19 protein-coding genes are annotated in these 18027 nt (G+C 70.3%); 11 read left to right on the top strand and 8 right to left on the bottom strand.

Features of this window, described 5'->3' with window-relative positions; all coding sequences use genetic code 11:
• The first annotated feature begins 53 nt into the window (after window positions 1-53).
• The 3 genes from ESP51_RS07780 to ESP51_RS07770 all read left to right on the top strand — a co-directional run bounded on the left by ESP51_RS07780 (window position 54) and on the right by ESP51_RS07770 (window position 3529).
• The gene (locus ESP51_RS07780) at window positions 54-857 is read left to right on the top strand and encodes a DNA/RNA non-specific endonuclease (protein WP_129520338.1); all 804 of its coding nucleotides are present in this window, start codon (window positions 54-56) and stop codon (window positions 855-857) included.
• A 60-nt stretch (window positions 858-917) separates the two neighbouring features.
• Window positions 918-2489 (top strand): FAD-dependent monooxygenase, encoded by a 1572-nt coding sequence (locus ESP51_RS07775; RefSeq protein WP_129520337.1) that lies wholly within the window; start codon window positions 918-920, stop codon window positions 2487-2489.
• A gap of 122 nt (window positions 2490-2611) precedes the next feature.
• Window positions 2612-3529, top strand: a complete 918-nt coding sequence (locus ESP51_RS07770; RefSeq protein ID WP_129520336.1) for an NAD(P)-dependent oxidoreductase — start codon at window positions 2612-2614, stop codon at window positions 3527-3529.
• An 8-nt stretch (window positions 3530-3537) separates the two neighbouring features.
• On the opposite strand, the gene ESP51_RS07765 is transcribed toward ESP51_RS07770, so the two are convergent.
• A complete protein-coding gene (locus tag ESP51_RS07765) occupies window positions 3538-4158 on the bottom strand; it encodes a CBS domain-containing protein (RefSeq protein ID WP_129520335.1) in 621 nt (206 codons plus the stop codon).
• Window positions 4159-4198: 40 nt separating this feature from the next.
• Window positions 4199-4678, bottom strand: coding sequence for a MarR family winged helix-turn-helix transcriptional regulator (locus ESP51_RS07760; protein WP_129520334.1), 480 nt, complete (start codon window positions 4676-4678; stop codon window positions 4199-4201).
• A 47-nt stretch (window positions 4679-4725) separates the two neighbouring features.
• Between ESP51_RS07760 and ESP51_RS07755 the strand changes: the two genes are divergently transcribed.
• From ESP51_RS07755 to ESP51_RS07740, 4 genes are all read left to right on the top strand, one after another.
• Window positions 4726-4953, top strand: coding sequence for a hypothetical protein (locus tag ESP51_RS07755; protein ID WP_129520333.1), 228 nt, complete (start codon window positions 4726-4728; stop codon window positions 4951-4953).
• 57 nt (window positions 4954-5010) lie between these two features.
• Complete coding sequence (locus ESP51_RS07750) at window positions 5011-5274, top strand: DUF202 domain-containing protein (protein WP_129520332.1); 264 nt, start codon at window positions 5011-5013, stop codon at window positions 5272-5274.
• Entirely contained in the window at window positions 5271-6584 is a 1314-nt protein-coding gene (locus ESP51_RS07745) for a cytochrome P450 (protein ID WP_129520331.1), read from the top strand. Before ESP51_RS07750 ends, ESP51_RS07745 begins: the two co-directional genes overlap by 4 nt.
• Window positions 6585-6705: 121 nt before the next feature.
• Window positions 6706-7383 (top strand): hypothetical protein, encoded by a 678-nt coding sequence (locus ESP51_RS07740; protein WP_129520330.1) that lies wholly within the window; start codon window positions 6706-6708, stop codon window positions 7381-7383.
• 134 nt (window positions 7384-7517) lie between these two features.
• Here the strand turns inward: ESP51_RS07740 and trxB are convergent, their stop codons facing one another.
• From trxB to ESP51_RS07720, 4 genes are all read right to left on the bottom strand, one after another.
• Complete coding sequence (trxB, locus tag ESP51_RS07735; protein WP_129520329.1) at window positions 7518-8576, bottom strand: thioredoxin-disulfide reductase; 1059 nt, start codon at window positions 8574-8576, stop codon at window positions 7518-7520.
• Between the two features lie 3 nt (window positions 8577-8579).
• The gene (locus ESP51_RS07730; protein ID WP_129520328.1) at window positions 8580-8990 is read right to left on the bottom strand and encodes an arsenate reductase ArsC; all 411 of its coding nucleotides are present in this window, start codon (window positions 8988-8990) and stop codon (window positions 8580-8582) included.
• A 79-nt stretch (window positions 8991-9069) separates the two neighbouring features.
• Window positions 9070-9969, bottom strand: a complete 900-nt coding sequence (locus ESP51_RS07725) for a metalloregulator ArsR/SmtB family transcription factor (protein ID WP_241843045.1) — start codon at window positions 9967-9969, stop codon at window positions 9070-9072.
• 174 nt (window positions 9970-10143) lie between these two features.
• Complete coding sequence (locus tag ESP51_RS07720; RefSeq protein ID WP_129520327.1) at window positions 10144-11505, bottom strand: NAD(P)-binding domain-containing protein; 1362 nt, start codon at window positions 11503-11505, stop codon at window positions 10144-10146.
• 102 nt (window positions 11506-11607) lie between these two features.
• Between ESP51_RS07720 and ESP51_RS07715 the strand changes: the two genes are divergently transcribed.
• From ESP51_RS07715 to ESP51_RS07705, 3 genes are read left to right on the top strand one after another with little or no spacing between them, the layout of a single operon-like run.
• Complete coding sequence (locus ESP51_RS07715) at window positions 11608-11976, top strand: ArsR/SmtB family transcription factor (protein WP_422386835.1); 369 nt, start codon at window positions 11608-11610, stop codon at window positions 11974-11976.
• On the top strand, window positions 11973-12749 hold the full coding sequence (locus ESP51_RS07710) for an aquaporin (RefSeq protein WP_129520326.1): 777 nt from the start codon (window positions 11973-11975) through the stop codon (window positions 12747-12749). Before ESP51_RS07715 ends, ESP51_RS07710 begins: the two co-directional genes overlap by 4 nt.
• Before the next feature lie 27 nt (window positions 12750-12776).
• Window positions 12777-13394, top strand: coding sequence for a DUF1349 domain-containing protein (locus ESP51_RS07705; protein WP_129520325.1), 618 nt, complete (start codon window positions 12777-12779; stop codon window positions 13392-13394).
• Between the two features lie 56 nt (window positions 13395-13450).
• Here ESP51_RS07705 and ESP51_RS07700 read toward each other — a convergent pair whose 3' ends face one another.
• On the bottom strand, window positions 13451-14770 hold the full coding sequence (locus ESP51_RS07700; protein ID WP_129520324.1) for an FAD-binding oxidoreductase: 1320 nt from the start codon (window positions 14768-14770) through the stop codon (window positions 13451-13453).
• Between the two features lie 94 nt (window positions 14771-14864).
• The gene (locus ESP51_RS07695) at window positions 14865-17027 is read right to left on the bottom strand and encodes a S9 family peptidase (RefSeq protein ID WP_129520323.1); all 2163 of its coding nucleotides are present in this window, start codon (window positions 17025-17027) and stop codon (window positions 14865-14867) included.
• A gap of 71 nt (window positions 17028-17098) precedes the next feature.
• On the opposite strand from ESP51_RS07695, the gene efeU reads away from it, so the two are divergent.
• Window positions 17099-18001 (top strand): iron uptake transporter permease EfeU, encoded by a 903-nt coding sequence (gene efeU / locus ESP51_RS07690; RefSeq protein ID WP_241843044.1) that lies wholly within the window; start codon window positions 17099-17101, stop codon window positions 17999-18001.
• Window positions 18002-18027 lie beyond the last annotated feature (26 nt).

Below are 18027 nucleotides of genomic sequence, written 5' to 3'. Positions count from 1 at the left end.
TACTCAACCACCGGGAGTGGCGCCGTGTCGGCGGTTCGTGGTCGAGTGGGGCCATGGGCTTCGACGCACGGTTCCTCGAGTTGCACGCTGCGATGCCGCGAGTAAGTGAAGCGGATGCCGCGACATCCGTCGAACTCGACTACGTGCACTTCTCGGTGGTGCTCGACACCGCCAGGCGCCTCGCGCGGGTCACGGGCGTGAACGTCGACGGCGCCTCCCTCGTCGAGCTCGATCGCGGCGGCGACGACTGGCAGCTCGACGAGCGCATCCCGGCCGACTGGCAGGCCGGCCCTGCGGTCTACGCGCGAAACGACCTCGACCGAGGGCATCTCGTGCGCCGGCGCGACCCGGTGTGGGGCAGCCCAGAGGTCGCGGCGCGCGCGAACGCCGAGACGTTCCGCTATCCGAACGCCGCGCCCCAGGCGTCGGGGTTCAACCAGTCGAAGGAGCTCTGGCTCGGGCTCGAAGACCACGTTCTCGCGCACGCGAGCGTGAACGGGATGCGGCTCAGCGTCTTCACGGCGCCGATTCTCGCCGCGGGCGACCCGGCCTATCGCGGCATCCGCGTGCCGCTCCGGTACTGGAAGATCGCCGCGTGGAACTCCGGCGGCGAGCTCGCCGCTGCCGGATTCGTGGTCGACCAGGCGCCGCTCGTCGACACGAGCGAAGCGAGGACACCCCTGCCGGGCGAAGTGCCCGACCTGGGGCCGTTCCGCACGTTCCAGGTTCCGGTCGCGGATGTCGCGGCGCTCACGAAGCTCGAGATGCCCGAGCTCGTCGAGGCCGACCGCCTGCCCAAGACGATCGCCGCGGCCGGATGGCGGCGGCTCGAGACCTCCGCCGACCTCTTGCTCTGATCGCAGCGCGCCGCGACGCACGGGCTGGCCGAGGCCGCCGGGCGGTGCGAGAGTTGGGGCATGGGCGACTCGGCCGAGCTCAGCACCGACGTGCTCATCGTGGGCGCGGGCCCGAGCGGCCTCATGCTCGCCGTCTGCCTCGCGCGGCTCGGCGTCGACGCGGTGATCGTCGACGGCAAGTCGGGGCCGACGCGCGAGTCGCGGGCGCTCGCCGTGCAGGCGCGGTCGATGGAGCTCTACGACCAGCTCGGCCTCGTCGACCGTGTGCTCGCCGAGAGCTATCCGGCGCGCAATGCCGTGCCCGGCTTCCGCGACCGGCCGTTCGGCAGCGTCGCGCTGCGCGGGCTCGGCGCCGGTGTCACGCCCTACCCCGAGATCACGGTGCTCGAGCAGAGCCGCAATGAGGCGATCCTCGTCGACGCGCTCGGGGAACTCGGGCGGTCGGTGCGCTGGCAGCACCGGCTCGCGTCGCTCGAGGAGGCATCGGGGCGAACGGATGCCGCGGGGCGGCGGCATCCGGTGACCGCGACGCTCGACTCGCCCGACGGGCCCGTCACCGTTCGCGCGCGCTACTGCGTCGGCGCCGACGGAGCGCACTCGATCGTGCGGGGCCTTCGCGGCATCCCGTTCGAGGGCATCACCAACGAGCACACCTTCTACGTGGTCGACGCCCACGGCGTGACGGGACTCGTCGCCGGCGCGGTGAACATCAGGTTCAACGCCGACGATTTCCTGCTCGCGTTCCCGATGGGCCCCGGCGGGCACACGCGGCTGCTCGGCTTCGTGCGCGACCACGATCTCGCCGCCGACGGCACCCTGCCCGAGTCGCTCGTGCGCGAGCGCGCCGAACGCGGATTCGGCGTGCGCTATCGCGACTCGAGTTGGTTCGCGACCTATCGCCTGCATCACCGGCTCGCCGCGCGGTTCCGCGACGGCGCGTTCTTCCTCGCCGGCGACGCGGCGCACATCCACTCGCCGGTCGGCGCCCAGGGCATGAACACGGGGCTGCAGGAAGCGCACAACCTCGCGTGCGCGCTCGCCGACGTGCTCGTCGGCGGCATGCCCGACGCGCGACTCGACCGCTACGAGGTGGAGCGCCGACCGGTTGCCGCGCGCCTCGTGGGCACCACCGATCGGGCGTTCGCGACGCTCACCTCCGACTCGCGGCTGGCGCGGTTCGTGCGCGGTCGCGTGGTGCCGGTCATCGGCCCGATCGCCGTGAGACTCGTGCCGCGGCTCGTCGGCGGCGAGCGGGTGTTCGGCTATCTGTCGCAGACGAGGATCCACTATCGGATGTCGCGTGCGGGCGACTCCCGCGGACGTGGGCGTCGCGGTCGCGGCGGCCGCCGCGATCCCGTCGTCGGCCGGCGCCTCCCGTGGACCGGCGGCAACTACGACGTACTGCGCTCGCTGACGTGGCAGGTGCACGGGTACGGCGTGCTGCCCGCCGAGGTCGAACGCATCGCGAGCGAGCTCGGCGTCGAGGCGCACGCGTTCGGACGCGATCCGAACCGGCGGCTGCGACCCGATCGGGTGTACCTCGTGCGTCGCGACGGGTTCGTCGCGGCCGAGGCATCCGCTCACGCCGTGCCCGGCGGCCCGCGGGCGTTCCGCGAGCAGCTCGCCGGATGAACGCCGCCCACGGCGTGGCATCCGTTGCCCGCGGCATGCCCCGACCATAGGCTGGAAGCGCATGGGCGCCCGAGCGGCGCCGGTGCCGACTGCACTTCGCGTCGACGACGTCGGGAGGGGCCATGGCCACCATCGCGTGGATCGGTCTGGGCAACATGGGCGGCCCGATGTCGGGCAATCTCGCCGCCGCGGGTCACGAGGTGCGCGGAGTCGACGTCGTGCCGGCCGCGCGCGCAGCTGCCGCCGAGCGCGGCGTGCTCGTGGTCGACTCGATCGCCGACGCCGTTGCGGGCGCCGACGCCGTGTTCACCTCGCTGCCGCGCAGCGAGCACGTGCGGCAGGTGCTCGAGGGACCCGACGGCGTGTGGGCGAACGCGCCGCGCTCGGCGCTCCTGCTCGACACGTCGACGGTGGATGTGGCGACCTCGCGGTACTGCCACGAGGCATCCGTCGATCACGGCTTCCGGTTCGTCGACGCCCCCGTCTCGGGCGGCATCGCGGGAGCGGCGGCGGGCACGCTCACGTTCATGCTCGGCGGCGAGGAGGCCGACGTACGCGAGGCGACGGCGCTCGTCGAGCCGATGGCCGGCCACGTCTTCGCGGTCGGCGGCCCCACGATGGGCATCGCCGCCAAGCTCGCGAACAACCTCATGCTGTTCGTCTCGCTCGTCGGCCTCTCCGAGGGCTCGCAGCTCGCGGCCGAGCTCGGCCTCGACGCCGAGACGTTCTGGAAGGTGGCATCGGTCTCATCCGGCGACTCGTGGCCGCTGCGCATGTGGTACCCGGTGCCGGGCGTCGTGCCGACGAGCCCCGCGAACCGCAACTTCGACGCGTCGTTCACGACGTTGCTCGCCGAGAAGGATCTCTCATTCGCGCTCGCCGCGGGCGAGGAGGCGGGCCTGCACCTTCCCGGGGCGAGGCTCGCGCTCGACCAGTTCGAGCAGCTCATCGACGAGGGCTACGGAGGCAAGGACTGCAGCCTCATCGTGAAGTACGCCTCGGCCGACGGCACGGTGGAGGGGTTCGACGCGAGCGTTTGAGGCGAGCGTTATCGGTCGAATTCCGGTCGGACTTCGGCGAAGGCCACGACCTCTGCTTGCAGCGACTGAACCAAGCGCAGGCCCTCCTCTTTCCAGGTGTCGTCGGGTCGCCAGTCAATGCCGCGACGTTCCCATTCGTCGTACCAACGTCGAAAGCCTTCGCTGAGCGGCTTGGAGAGGTTGTAGTCCGAGGGCTCCATTGCGTACTTGTCGGTGAAGTTCTCCCAGAGCGGCCACCGGTGTCCGTGATCAGGGAAGACCCGAATCACCCGCCTCCCGTCCGGCAACAGAGGAGGTTGCCCTCGACTGTGCTTGGCCATGAGGTAGCGATTCTGCATCGTCGCCCGTGCCCGCCACTGGGGTGCCGTGACCGGTGTGTCGTTGTAGTCCATTCCGGACAGCCAGATCAACCCGCGGCCCGCTGTCGATTCGTCTACCACAAGCGCAATCGCCCACAGCTTGTCGTCCTTGCCGGCCAATGCCGCCGCCTCGAGCACGTCGTGAATCTGAGCGTCGAGGAGGTCGAGCGTGGTGACGGCATTCCCCGGTCCCTCGAACAGATACAGCCGGTAGCGCGCCCGGTCGCTCTCCCACGTCGAATCCCGCTCGTCCACCTCGAACACTCGCACCCAAGCAGAGTATCGATCCGCGCGCTCAGGGCGCACCGGCTCACGCCGTGTGCTGCACCGCCGCGATGACCTCGGTCAGCCGGTCGCGAAGGCTCCCGAGTTCGTCGAGGCTCATGCCGAGCCGGTCGACGACCTGCGGCGGAATCTCGAGCGCTTGCGCGCGGAGGGCCCTGCCGGCATCCGTCAACGACACATCGAGCGCGCGCTCGTCGCGGGTACTGCGCTCACGTGTGAGGTAGCCCTGCGCCTCGAGTCGCTTGAGCAGCGGAGAGAGCGTGGCGGGCTCGAGTTGCAGCGCCGAGCCGAGGTCGCGCACGGTGCGCGGGCTGCGCTGCCAGAGCGCGAGCATGACGAGGTACTGCGGATGCGTGAGGCCGAGCGGTTCGAGGATCGGCCGATAGAGGCCGATCACTCCGCGTGCAGCGACGGCGAGGGCGAAGCAGACCTGGTTCTCGAGAGCCAGGAGGTCGTCGGATGCCGCGACATCGCGTTCGGCGTCGGATGCGATGCGAGTGTTCATGGTCCCTCATTATGCCGTGGGCACGAATCGTTAGTACACTAACGATTATGACACGAGGAAAGTCGGATGCCGAGGCATCCGGCCGCCGAGGCTACGCCGGCTTCATCGAGCGCCTGAACGCACGCCTGCTGCCGTACCTCGGGCCGCCTCCGCTCGGCCCGTACGACGAGGCGCCGAGCGCGGCCTCGGCGCCGCGCTGCCCGATCTGCCGTGCACCGATGTCGCAGCACGACATCGACCGCTCCGGTGCGCGCACGCAACTGCACTGCCCTTAGGCGCGGCGTGCGTCAACCCCCTGTGCAGTCGAACAGGGCCGCCGTAGCGTCGGGAGCATGGACGAGAGCGACGGGATCCAGGCGAGCGGCGCGAAGACCGGGGTGCTCACGATCGCCGGGGTGATCGCGCTGGCCATCGGGATCGTCGGCGTTGCGATCTACACGTTCACGCCGCGGAACACGCCCGTCGAGGGCGATGCGCCGGCGGATGCCGCGTGGCAATCGGGTGTGATCATCGGGTCGGCGCTGTTCGTGGGCGTCGGGGCGCTGCTCCTGCTGCTCGCGCTCGTCTCCTTCCTGCGGACACGGCGCGAGCGATGACCGTGATACGGGCGACGACGATGCGGACGACCGCGCGAGCGCCGGGAGCGGCCCGGGGAGCGACCGCGCGGGGATCGAGCGATGGCGGCATCCCTGCGCTCGGCGTGCCCGACAGCACCGCGGGGTTCCTGGCCGACGGCTACGAGTTCGGCCGCCGCCGCTTCGAGCTGGTGGGCGGCGACGCCTTCCGCACGCGACTCATGGGCCGGCCGGTGACGGTGGTGTTCGGCGCCGAGGCCGCGCGCATGTTCACCGAAGGAAGCCGGTTCTCACGAGAACGTGCGATGCCGTCGACCGTGCAGCACCTGCTGCAGGACAAGGGCAGCGTGCAGACTCTCGAGGGCAAGGCGCATCGGCACCGCAAGTCGCTCTTCATCGACGTGCTGGAGCCGGCCGAGCTCGGGCGGCTCCGCGAGCGGTTCGTGGTGGCATGGGGCGCCCAGGTCGCAGCTGCCGGCGGTCGGCCGCTCGCGATCGCCGACGCGACGCCGCTCGCTCTCACGCGGGCGGCTCTCGGCTGGAGCGGCATCCCCATCGAACTCGTCGACACCGAGAAGCTCACCGAGCACCTCATCTCGATGGTCGACAACGCCGGGCGGGTCGGGCCGTCGAACTGGCGCGCCAGGGCGAAGCGTCATGGCACCGAGCGGTGGGCGAGCGAGGCGATCATCGCCGTGCGGCACGGGCAGATCGCCGTCGCCGAGCATTCGCCGATCGCTCGACTCGCCGGGCACCGCGACGCCGAGGGGCATCCGCTCTCCGGCGAAGACGCCGGCGTGGAGTTGCTCAACCTGCTGCGTCCGATCGCGGCCGTGAGCCGGTTCCTCGCGTTCACGGCGCTCGCCCTCATCGAGCATCCCGAATGGAAGGAGCGGATCCGGCGCGGTAACCACGTTGACTGGTTCGTCAACGAGGTGCGGCGCACGGCACCGTTCTTCCCGGTCGTCGGCGGCACCGCGCGCGGGGCGTTCGACTGGCGCGGCAGTCGCGTGCGCTCGGGCGACTGGGTGCTGCTCGACCTCTGGGCGACGAACCACGACCGGCGCATCTGGCGCGAGCCCGACCGGTTCGACCCCGATCGCTTCGCGACCTGGGACGGCGACGTGAACGCGCTCATCCCGCAGGGCCCCGGAAGCGTCGACGACGGCCACCGCTGCCCCGGTGAAGGCGCCACGATCGCCCTCATGGAGGAGTTCGCACGCTTTCTCGTGGATGCGGATTTCCGGGTTCCGCCGCAAGACCTGAGCTCGAACCTGCGGCACTTCCCCGCGCTGCCCGCCGACCACATGCGGCTCGCGTTCGCGGGGTGAGTGCGGCCGGTCGACCGCTTGTGGCGTTCGGCCCGCCTCGGTCGCGCGCTCGGCCTGCTCGTGCCGGCGCCCGGATCGGTAGGCTCGGAACGACTGCCGATCGGAGTGCGGAGGTGAGCGGATGAAGCGCTTCTTCCGTCGTCTCGTCAGTCGTCTCTTCCGTCGTCGAAGGCCGTTCAAGCCGTTCGACCGATCCGCCTTGCCGAAGCCGCCGGCACCGTCGTTCGACGAGATGCTCGCCGAGGGCGTGCTCGTCGCGGAATCCGCTGGCCGGATGGCGCTGAAGAACCGGCTCATCGTGTTCGCGTTGCGGGGCGAGGAGCGGTTCGAGCCTGCTCGTGCCGAGGCGATCGCGCGCGACGTGCTCTACGAACTCGTGCAGGAGGCCGACGAGGCCGCCGAACGCGCCGCCACCGAGCGGGAGAGCGCATCGCAGCGCGAGGGGCGTTCGGCGCACCAGCACGACTACCACCGAGTGGACACCGTGAACCTCCGCCATCGCGAGCGGGTGTACGCCGGGGTGGCGAAGCGGCTCTGGGAGCTGCGCGAAGATCCCGACTACCTCGAGCGGTTCACCGAGCACGCGCGCGATGCCGCGTGGGAGGACATCGCGGCCGCGGTCGAAGCGCGCCTCGATCGTGAATGGCCCGACATCGAGGTCGACGCGGAGTACGAGGCCGAGCGCGACGAGCGCACGCGCGAACTGCTGGTCGATCTCGAACGCGACCTCCGCGAGGCCGAGGCCGAACGTGTACGTCGCGCTGAGGCTGACGACGCCTTTCGCGATTTCGTCGGCTGAGGCGCGGAGTGCGCGCGGGTCGGTGGCGCGTTCACGGAGCGCAGTGGCGCCGCGACATCCGGCTCGCGTCTCTCGACTCAGGCCTCTCGACTCAGGCCTCTCGACTCAGGCCTCCCGGCTCAGACCTGGCCGGATCAGGACGTCTCGAAGATGACGGCGGCCTGCTCCTCCACAGGGTCGGCGAGCCCGCGTTCGGCGAGGAAGTGCTCGGCGTCGAGCGCGGCCGCGCAACCCGTGCCCGCCGCGGTGATCGCCTGGCGGTAGCGCTTGTCGACGAGGTCGCCGCACGCGAACACGCCCTCGAGGTTCGTGCGGGTCGACGGATGCTCCACGAGCACGTAGCCCTCGTCGTCGACGTCGACCTGGCCGGCGAGGAGCTCGCTGCGCGGGTCGTGGCCGATCGCGATGAAGAGCCCGGTCGCATCGAGCAACGAGCGCTCGCCCGTTGTGGTGTCGCGCAGTTGCAGTCGCTCGAGGCCGTCGTCGCCCTCGGCGGAGATCACCTCGGCGTTCCAGTACGGCCTGATCTTCGGATTCGCGAACGCGCGCTCCTGCATGATCCGCGAAGCGCGCAGCGAGTCGCGGCGGTGCACGAGTGTGACGGAGTCGGCGAACCGAGTGAGGAACATCGCTTCTTCGAGCGCCGAGTCGCCGCCGCCGACGACGGCGATGTCCTTGCCCTTGAAGAAGAAGCCGTCGCACGTGGCGCACCACGAGACGCCGCGGCCGGTGAGTCGCTCCTCGCCCTCGACGCCGAGCTTGCGGTAGGCCGAGCCCATCGCGAGCACGACGGTGTGCGCTCGGTATTCGTCGCCGTTGATCGTACGAATGACCTTGACGTCACCCGTGAGTTCGACGTCGACCGCGTCGTCGTAGACGATGCGCGCGCCGAAGCGCTCGGCCTGAGCCCGCATCTGCTCCATGAGATCGGGGCCCATGATGCCTTCGGCGAAGCCGGGGAAGTTCTCCACCTCGGTCGTGGTGACGAGCGCTCCGCCCGCTTCGACCGAGCTCGCGAGCACGACCGGGGCGAGGCCCGCTCGCGAGAGGTAGACGGCAGCCGTGTAACCGGCTGGACCGGAACCGATGACGACGACGTTCTCGATGTCGGCTTCGGTGGGCGTCTCGGCGTCAGCGGCTGCCGCGGATGCCTCGGCTGCCGCGGATGCGACGGGGTCGATGTGCTCGCTCATGGCCTACGCCGCCGTCGGTACGATCTCGGCGAGGAGGGCCTCGACGCGGCCGCGGATGTCGTCGCGCACTCGGCGCACCGTCTCGAGGTCTTTGCCCGCGGGGTCTTCGAGCTCCCAGTCCTCGTAGCGCTTGCCCGGGAAGATGGGGCAGGCGTCGCCGCAGCCCATGGTGATGACGACGTCGGACTCCTTCACCGCGTCGACCGTGAGGATCTTCGGCGTGTTGCCGGCGATGTCGATGCCCTCTTCGGCCATCGCCTCGATGGCGACGGGGTTGATGGTGTCTTTCGGCTCCGACCCCGCGGAGAGCACCTCGACGCGGCCTCGCCCGAGTTCGCGGAGATACCCGGCGGCCATCTGGGAGCGGCCCGCGTTGTGCACGCAGACGAACAGCACGGTGGGGTTTTCAGACATGGTTCCCTCGCTTTCGACATTCAAAGCATAGATCAGCGTCTATTGATTTTCCAGCCGGGCAACCGCGCGGCGGCCGTGTTCATACAGCATTCACCTCGAGCTCGTCGAGCAATTGCCGCACCCTTGCCTCGATGTCATCACGGATGCCGCGAACCCGCGAGAGCGGCAGCCCCGCCGGATCGTCGAGCTCCCAATCGAGATACCGCCGCCCCGGATACACCGGGCATGCGTCGCCGCAGCCCATCGTGATGACGACGTCGGCCGCGCGCACGACCTCGTCGGTCAGCGGCTTCGGATACTCCCCGCCGATCGCGACGCCGATCTCGTCGAGCGCCGTGATGATCGTCGAGCGCACCGCGCTCGCCGGCTCCGACCCCGCCGTGCGCACCCGCACGCGATCGCCCGCGAGATGCCGGAGGATCGCCGCGGCGATCTGCGAGCGGCCTGCGTTCTGCACGCACACGAACAGCACCTCGGGTGGCTCGTCGCCGTGCGGCGCCTGCTCCCGGGCGAGCGCGGTCAGCCGGTCGGCGGCGAACTTCGAGGTGAGCGATGGGAGATATCGAGTGATGCGCGATCGCTCGGCGAGCAGGTCGTGGCTCTCATGCACATAGCGTTCGACGGTCTCTCGCGAGAAGACGCCAGCGAAGCGCTGGGCGAGGTCGGATGCCACACGCTCGAGCACTTCGTCTGACGCGTGGCTCGCGGCATCCGACTGCAGCAGTTCGCTTACCCGCTCGGCGGCCGACGGCGCGATCGAATACCAGACCTGGCGACCCTCGGGCGTGCGCTCGAGCACGCCTTCGTCGAGCAGGGCCTTCATGTGGTGGCTCACGGTGGGCTGGCGCAGTCCGAGCTCGGCGGCGAGCCGGCCGACGAGCGCGCGACCGTCGGGGCTCGCCTCGATGAGCCCGAGGATGCGCAGCCGCGTCGGGTCGGTCAGCAGACGGATGCCGCGCGCCGTATCCATCCCATCCATAGACCGAAGTCTATTCGACTGGTCACGGGATCACCCGACGATGACCCGCGCGCCGCGCTCCCGGCACTGACGCGCCGCCTCACCGATGTGCCATTCGGCTCATGTCAATCGCGCCTCACGTGAGGCAGATCTCACATGAGCCCCGGGGATGACCATCCCGACAGGCGCCCCTGGTCACCCGCAGCAGCTGGCGCCGCGGCCGGCATCGGGCGCGGCATCCGTCGAGCACACGCCGGTCGCCGGGAGCACGAGCTCGACGTTGCGCGCCGCGGCTTGGTCGCCCGCGAGCCACGCCGAGATCGAACGCACCTGCTCGTAGCCCGTCGCGAGCAGGAAGGTCGGCGCGCGGCCGTAGCTCTTCATGCCCACGATGAAGAAGTCGCGCTCGGGCTGGGTGAGCTCGGCGAAGCCGTGCGGCTCGACCGTGCCGCAGCTGTGCAGGTTCGGGTCGATGAGCGGGGCCAGGCGGCGCGGCGCCTCGACGATCTCGTCGAGCTCGAGGCGGATCTCGCGCAGCATGTCGAGGTTCGGGCGGAAGCCCGTGGCGTTCACGATGCGATCGGCGACGATGGTCTCGAGGCCGTCGCCGCGGCGGCCCGTGATTCGCGCGGCTCCCGCAGACGCGGCGGTGGCGTCGGCGGCCGAGTCGGCGACAGTGCGCTCGAGGCGCACGATCTCGAAACGATCGACGAGCTCGATGCGGCCGGCGTCGACGAGCGCATCGACGCGAATGCCGATCGTGGCGCGGGCCTTCAGCTCGTCGTCGGGCGAGGTCGAGACGCGTGCCGCCGTGGCGTTGCGGATGACCCAGGTGATGCGAGTGCCCGGCTCCTGCTCGGCGAGGTCCGCGAGGTTGAGCAGTGTGTTGGCAGCCGAGTGCCCGGCCCCGACGACGACCGTGTGACGGCCGGCGAAGGCGGCGCGTTCGCGGCCGAGCACGTCGGGCAGCGCGTGGCTCACGAGATCGGCGACCTCGGGGAGGCCCAGCGGATCGAGGCCCGACGAGCCGAGGCTGTTCGGCGTGCGGTAGGTGCCCGAGGCGTCGACGACCGCGCGCGCGGTGAGCTCCTCGATGCCGGCCGGCGTGTGCACGCGAAGCAGGAACGGAGCCTGCGCGCGGCCCGCGGTGCGGGTGCGGTCCATGCCCTCGCGCGTGACATCTGACACGGTCGCAGTGAACCGGGTGCGCGACGCGATCGCGGGCAGCGCGGCGAGCGGCGTGAGGAAGCGTTCGATGAGTTCGGCGCCGGTCGGCAGCGAGTCGGCGGGCGGCTCGGTCCAGCCGGTGTCGGCGAGCAGGCGCCGCGAGACCGGGTCGACGAGGTGCTTCCACGGCGAGAAGAGCCGTATGTGCCCCCACTCGAGCACGCTCGCGCCGATGCGGTCGCCCGCCTCGAGCACCACGAAGTCGATGCCGCGGTCGGTGAGGTTCGCGGCCGTCGCGAGGCCGATCGGACCGGCGCCGATGATGGCGACTGGGAGCCCCTGCAGTCGGGAGGCGATCGGCTTCGGCGTGGTGAGGTCGATCAGGGTCATCCGCTGTCCTTCGTTCATTGACGTTCGTCGATATACAGAGTTTGGTCACTATATCGACGGATGTCAATATTCCGCTAGACTCGCTTCGTGACCACCATCGACCTGCCCCTCGTCACGCGCGAGACCGCCGCCATCGCAATCGGTTCGGCGCCGGATGCCGCATGCTGCGGGCCGCTCACCCGCGAGACGATCACCCCCGCCGACGCCGAGGCCTTCGCGCGCCGGCTCAAGGCCCTCGCCGACCCGGTGCGCTTGCGCCTCGTGTCGATCGTGGCCGCCTCCGAGGGGCACGAGGCGTGCGTCTGCGACCTCACCGAACCCGTGGGCTTGAGCCAGCCGACCGTCTCGCATCACTTGAAGATCCTCACCGAGGCGGGCTTCCTCTCGCGCTCGAAGCGCGGCACGTGGGCGTACTACCGGCTCGTACCGGGTGCGCTCGAGGCCGTCGCCGCACCGCTGGTCTCGGTGTGAGCGCGCCCGTCGCGGCCGTGACCCGCCGGGTTGCGACCGAGTTCCTCGGCGCCATGCTGCTCGCGGCGATCGTCGTCGGTTCGGGCATCGCCGCCACGGGCCTCTCGAGCGACGTCGGTGTGCAGTTGCTCATCAACGCGGTCTCGACGGCCCTCGGGCTCTTCGTGCTGATCACCGTCCTCGGCCCGATCAGCGGCGCGCACTTCAACCCCGCGGTCTCGCTCGTCGACCTCGTGCTCGGGCACCGGAGTGCGCGCGAGGTTGGCGCCTACATCGCAGCGCAGATCGCCGGATGCATCGCCGGCGCGATGCTCGCGAACGTCATGTTCGACGCCGCGGCGGCCTCGATCAGCACGACCGATCGCGTGACGCCCGGCCACCTCGTCGCCGAGGTCGTGGCCACCGCCGGACTGATCCTCGCGATCTTCGCGCTCGTGCGCTCGGGGCGCGCGCACCTCGCAGCGACGGTCGTCGCCGCCTACATCGGCTCGGCCTACTTCTTCACGAGCTCCACGAGCTTCGCGAACCCCGCAATCACGATCGGTCGCATCTTCAGCGACAGCTTCGCGGGCATCGCACCGAGCTCGGCGCCGTGGTTCATCGCTGCACAGCTCGCGGGCGCGGTGCTCGGGTTGGCGCTCGTGCGCTGGCTGTTGCCGGTTCAGTTGGCGGAGCCGGAGCCGGAGCCGGTGCTGAAGCCGGAGCCGGAGCCGGAGCCGGCGCCGGTGCGCATCGAGGCGACCGAGGCCGCGCCCTCGACGACCACCTCGTAGCGCGACCGCCTTCGATACGGTGTGAGCATGGCGCATGAACTGGGAACGCTCGACTGGACCGCCGGCAAATGGACGCGAGAGCCGGCCGCAACGCGAACAGCCGACGGCGCACTCACCGCGACCGCGATCGAAGACAGCGACTTCTGGCGCACGACGCACTACGGCTTCGTGCACGACAACGGCCATGCCCTGCTCGCCGACTGGCCCACGGATGTCGCGGTCGAGGTGACCTTCGACGCCTCGAGCCTCACCGCTCTCTACGACCAGGCGGGCCTCATGCTGCACGTCGGACCCGAGCAGTGGATCAAGTCAGGCCTCGAGGTGTCTGACGGAGTGTTGCACCTCGGCGCGGTCGTCACGAACGGCGTCTCGGACTGGTCGCTCGCACCGGTGCCCGAGTGGGCCGGACAGCTCGTGACCATCCGGGCGAGCCGCGCCGGGGTCGCCGGCGACGCCGTGGTGCTGCGGGCGCGCACCGAGTCGAGCGGATGGCGCACGCTGCGGGTCGCGCCGTTCACCGCCGGCGCGGCATGGGCGGGTCCGCTGCTCTGCGCGCCGATGCGGGCCGACCTCGAGGTGACGTTCACCCGCTGGGCCCACGTCGCGCTCGACACCGACCTGCACGAGGATCCGCCTATCGACTGAGCTGCCGAGCCCGAGGGTCGGCGGCCGGGTCGCCCCGACCGCCGCCGCCCTCGTGCTCAGCCGGCGGGCGTGATGTTGTGGTTCTGCCGGAACACGTTGCCCGGGTCGAGCTCGGCCTTCACGCGGCGCAACCGCTCGAGCGTCGCCGGCGGATACATCGCCTGAATGACCTCGTCGCCCCGCTCGACCGAGAAGTTGCCGTAGATGCCGGTCGTGAAGGCGAGAGCGGCATCGCTGCCGACCTTCGCTGCCGCCACCTGCTCGGGCGTGGCGTCGCCCGGGAGCAGACCGTTCACGATGAGCAGCGCCTCGGCGTCGCGGTGGGCGATCGCCGTGGCATCGGGAGCGACTCGGGAGAACGCCCCGCCGAGCGCACGGAGCAGGATCATCGTCGGCACCTCGCGATCGAACGCGCCGGCGATCGCGTCGAGCGCCTCATCGGAGAGGTCGGGCACGAACCCGTTGCCACCGATGAACTGGAACGGCGGACGCCCGGGCGGGGCGTCTTCGAGCAGGTCTCCATAGGCGACCGGCGCAAGCGAGACGTTGGTCACCGACGGGAGCGACAGCAGCGGCTCGAGCAGCTCGCGCAGCTGCTCTTCGCTGCCGCGGAGTGCGACGGCGAGCTGCGGACCGGCCGGCATCTCGGGGGAGAACGGCGGAAGCACGAGGAGCGTCGAGTTGAGCTCATCGGGCCCGGCACGCATGACGTCGCGCCAAGCCCGAAGCACCGCGGGAATCTCGGACTGGTCGAACTGCACGTGCCCGCCGACGAGACCGTCGGCGGGGGACGCCTGGAAGACGAACCGCGTCACGACCCCGAAGTTGCCCCCGCCCCCGCGAAGCGCCCAGAACACGTCGGGGTGCTCGTCGGCGTTGACCGTGAGCACCTCGCCCGCCGCGGTGACGAGCTCGACCTCGCGAACCGCGTCGACCGTGAGGCCATGCTCCCGCACGAGCCATCCGATGCCGCCCCCGAGCGCGAGCCCGCCGACGCCGACATCGCGTGTGTCGCCCGAGCTGATGCCGAGCCCATGTTCGGCGAGAGCCTCGGCGACGTCGCCCCACCGCGCGCCGCCGCCGACGGTGACGACGCCGTCGGCTCCGACGTCGATCGAGGTGAACTCGGCGAGGTCGACGATGAGCCCGTCGTCGACCGGCACCATGCCGTGGCCGCCGCTGCGGACCGCGATGGGCAGGCCGGCTGCTGCGGCGAGGCTCACGGCGATCGCGACCTCGTCGGCCGTGTGCGGACGAACGACGGCGTCGGGTTCGCCGACGCCCGCGAACACGGTGCGGCCGGCGTCATAGTGGGTTGCGCCGGGGCCATGCGCCCGGCCTGGAACACGCTCACTCAACTGGGAGAGGATGGTCATTCCGTCAGTCTGTCAGCGGCCTCTGACACGCGAAAGGTTGCTCGCTCAGCGCGGAATTCATCCCTTCGCATACGTGCGTTTCGGGCCGCAACCGCTACTCCCCGCTCGGGTGCGCTCCCGCAGCGTCGATGACCCACGCGTACGCGAACGCCCGCTCGCGCCACGCGCTGTAGCGCCCCGAGACGCCGCCGTGACCGGCCGCCATCTCGATCTTCAGCAGCGGGTCGGCGCCGCACTCGCGCAACCGCGCCACCCACTTCGCGGGCTCCACGTAGAGCACTCGCGTGTCGTTCAGCGAGGTCACCGCGAGGATGCGCGGGTAGTGGTTCTCATGCACGTTCTCGATGGGGGAGTACGACTTCATGTAGGCGTACACCTCGGCGTCGTGCAGCGGGTCGCCCCACTCGTCCCACTCGATCACCGTGAGGGGGAGCGAGGGGTCGAGGATCGACGTGAGCGGGTCGACGAACGGCACCTCGGCGAGGATGCCGCTGAAGTAGCGCGGCGCCATGTTCGCCACAGCGCCCATCAGCAGACCGCCGGCGCTGCCGCCCTGGGCGACGAGCCGATCGGGAGCGGTGATGTCGTTGTCGATGAGGTGGCGGGCAACGGCGACGAAGTCGGTGAAGGTGTTGCGCTTCTCGAGCTTCTTGCCGTTCTCGTACCAGAGCCGGCCCATCTCGCCGCCGCCGCGCACGTGCGCGACCGCGAAGATCATGCCGCGATCGAGCAGCGAGAGGCGGGGGATGCCGAAGCCCGGGTCGATGGAGTGCTCGTACGAGCCATAGCCGTAGAGCAGCGTCGGCGCGGGATCGCCGAGGTTCACGAGATCGTGCCGGTACACGAGCGACACCGGGATGCGCGTGCCGTCGTCGGCGATCGCCCACTCCCGTCGCTGCGTGTAGCGCGCGGGGTCGTAGTCGCCGAGCACGGGCTGGCGCTTGCGGAGCCGCCGCTCACCGTTCGCCACGACGATGTCGTACACGGTCGAGGGCGTCACGAAGCTCGTGTAGCCGATGCGCAGTGTCGGCTGCTCCCACGAGGAGTTGCCGCCCACGCCCACCGAGAAGAGCTCCTCGTCGAAGGTGAGCTCGTGCAGGGTGTCGTCGGCACGTGCGTCGGCCGGCACGCCGGTGGGCGGCACCTTCGCGATGGCGACGCGGGGCAGGCCCTCGCGGCGGTACTCGACGGCGACGAAGTCGCGGAACGCGTCGACGCCCTCGAGTCGCACCTCGGGATTGTGCGGCAGAAGCATCCGCCGGTCGCCTTGAGGGTCGGATGCCGCGACGCTCACGAGTTCGAAGTTCACGGCGCCGTCGTTGTGCACGATGAGCAGGCGATCCCTGCCGCCGGCCACGATGTGGTCGACGTCGTACTCGACACCGTCCTTGCGCGGCCACACGACCCCGAACTCGCCGGTCGGGTCGGCGGTGTCGAGCAGCCAGGTCTCGCTCGTGATGTTCGAGCCCGCCTCGATCACGAGGTACTTTCGGCTGCGGGTGAGGCCGACGCCGAGCCAGAAGCGCTCATCGGGCTCGTGGAAGACCGAGACGTCGTCGGATGCCGCGGTGCCGACCTCGTGCCGCCAGATCGTGTCGGGCCGCCACGACTCGTCGACGGTCGCATAGAAGAGGTAGCGCCCGCTCGGGTCGAAGACGGCGCCGGCGGCCGTGCCCTCGATGACGTCGGTGTACGCACGGTCGGTGCCGTCGATCGCGCGCAAGCGGATCGTGTAACGCTCGTCGCCCTCGGTGTCGATCGCGTAGAGGAGCGTGGATCCGTCGGTCGTCACGTCGAAGCTGCCGAGCGAGTAGAAGTCGTGGTCCGCGGCCTCGGCATTGTCGTCGAGGAGCACCTGCTCGCCGGGAAGGGTGCCGCTCGCGGCATCCGTCAGCTCGTCTTCGCCGGCGGCGGGCAGCACCGGCGGCTCCCAGTCGTCTGGACCGGCGATCGGGGCGCGGCAGTGGATGGCGTATTGCTCGCCCTCGACCGTGCGGGAGTAGTACCACCACTCGCCCTCGCGGTGCGGCACGCTGAGGTCGGTCTCCTTGGTGCGCGCCTTGATCTCCTCGAAGATCTGCTCCTGGAGGATCGCGAGGTGCTCGGTCTTCGCCTTCGTGTAGGCGTTCTCGTGGTGAAGGTGCGCGACGACGGCCGGATCGTCCTTCTCTCGGAGCCACTCGTAGTCGTCGACCACGGTGTCGCCGTGGTGCACGCGCTGGATGGGTCGCTTCTCGGTTGTGGGAGGGGTCAGCACGTCTCCACGCTACGCCCTCGCCTCGAGCGGTTCACGCCCGGTTCGCGACATCCGTGAGGTTAGGTTAGCCTTTGCTAAATCCACTCGTTCCGTTCCGGGAGACGCGCGTGCTCGCCAACTACCTGATCGGCCTTCGCGAAGGCCTCGAAGCAGGGCTCATCGTCGGCATCCTCATCGCCTACCTCGGCAAGATCGAGCGCCGCGACCTGTTCGGCCGGCTCTGGTTCGGCATCGGCATCGCCGTGGCGATCTCGCTCGGCGTCGGTGCGATCCTGACATGGGGTCCTTACGCGCTGAGCTTCCAGGCGCAGGAGATCCTCGGCGGCACGCTCTCGATCGTCGCGGTGGCCCTCGTCACCTGGATGATCTTCTGGATGGGCACGCACGGCGCCGGTCTGTCGAAGGAGCTCCGCGGCCAAGTGGATGCCGCGGTCGACCGCTCGTGGTTCGCGATCGTGCTGCTCGGCGCGCTCGCCGTCGGCCGCGAGGGCATCGAGACCGCCCTCTTCGTGTGGGCCAACGTCGCCGGAGGCAGCGATCCCGTGCTCGGGACGACCGGCGCAGTGCTCGGCATCCTCACCGCGGTGGCCATCTCGTGGGGCATCTCACGTGGACTCGTTCGCTTCAACCTCTCCGTCTTCTTCACCTGGACCGGGCTCTTCCTCGTGCTCGTCGCCGCCGGCGTGCTCGCCTACGGCATCGGCGACCTGCAGGAGGCATCCGTCATTCCTGGCTGGGGTGAGCCCGCGTTCAGCCTCGTCGCCGCCGTGCCGCCCGGCAGCTGGTACGGCACGCTGCTCGGCGGCATCTTCAACTTCACGCCCGAGCCCACGTGGGCGCAGGCCATCGGATGGCTCGGCTACGTCGCCATCACGACGGCGCTCTACCTCGGCATGCTGCAGCAGCGCACCACTCCCACCACGCCCACCCCCACGCCCACCCCCACCTCCACCCCGATCAGGAGCAACACATGACCCGACGTGCCCTCGCGGCATCCGCT

It is taken from the genome of Agromyces albus (assembly GCF_004134825.1).
GTDB lineage: Bacteria > Actinomycetota > Actinomycetes > Actinomycetales > Microbacteriaceae > Agromyces > Agromyces albus.
This window is presented reverse-complemented; position numbering and strand designations above follow the sequence as displayed.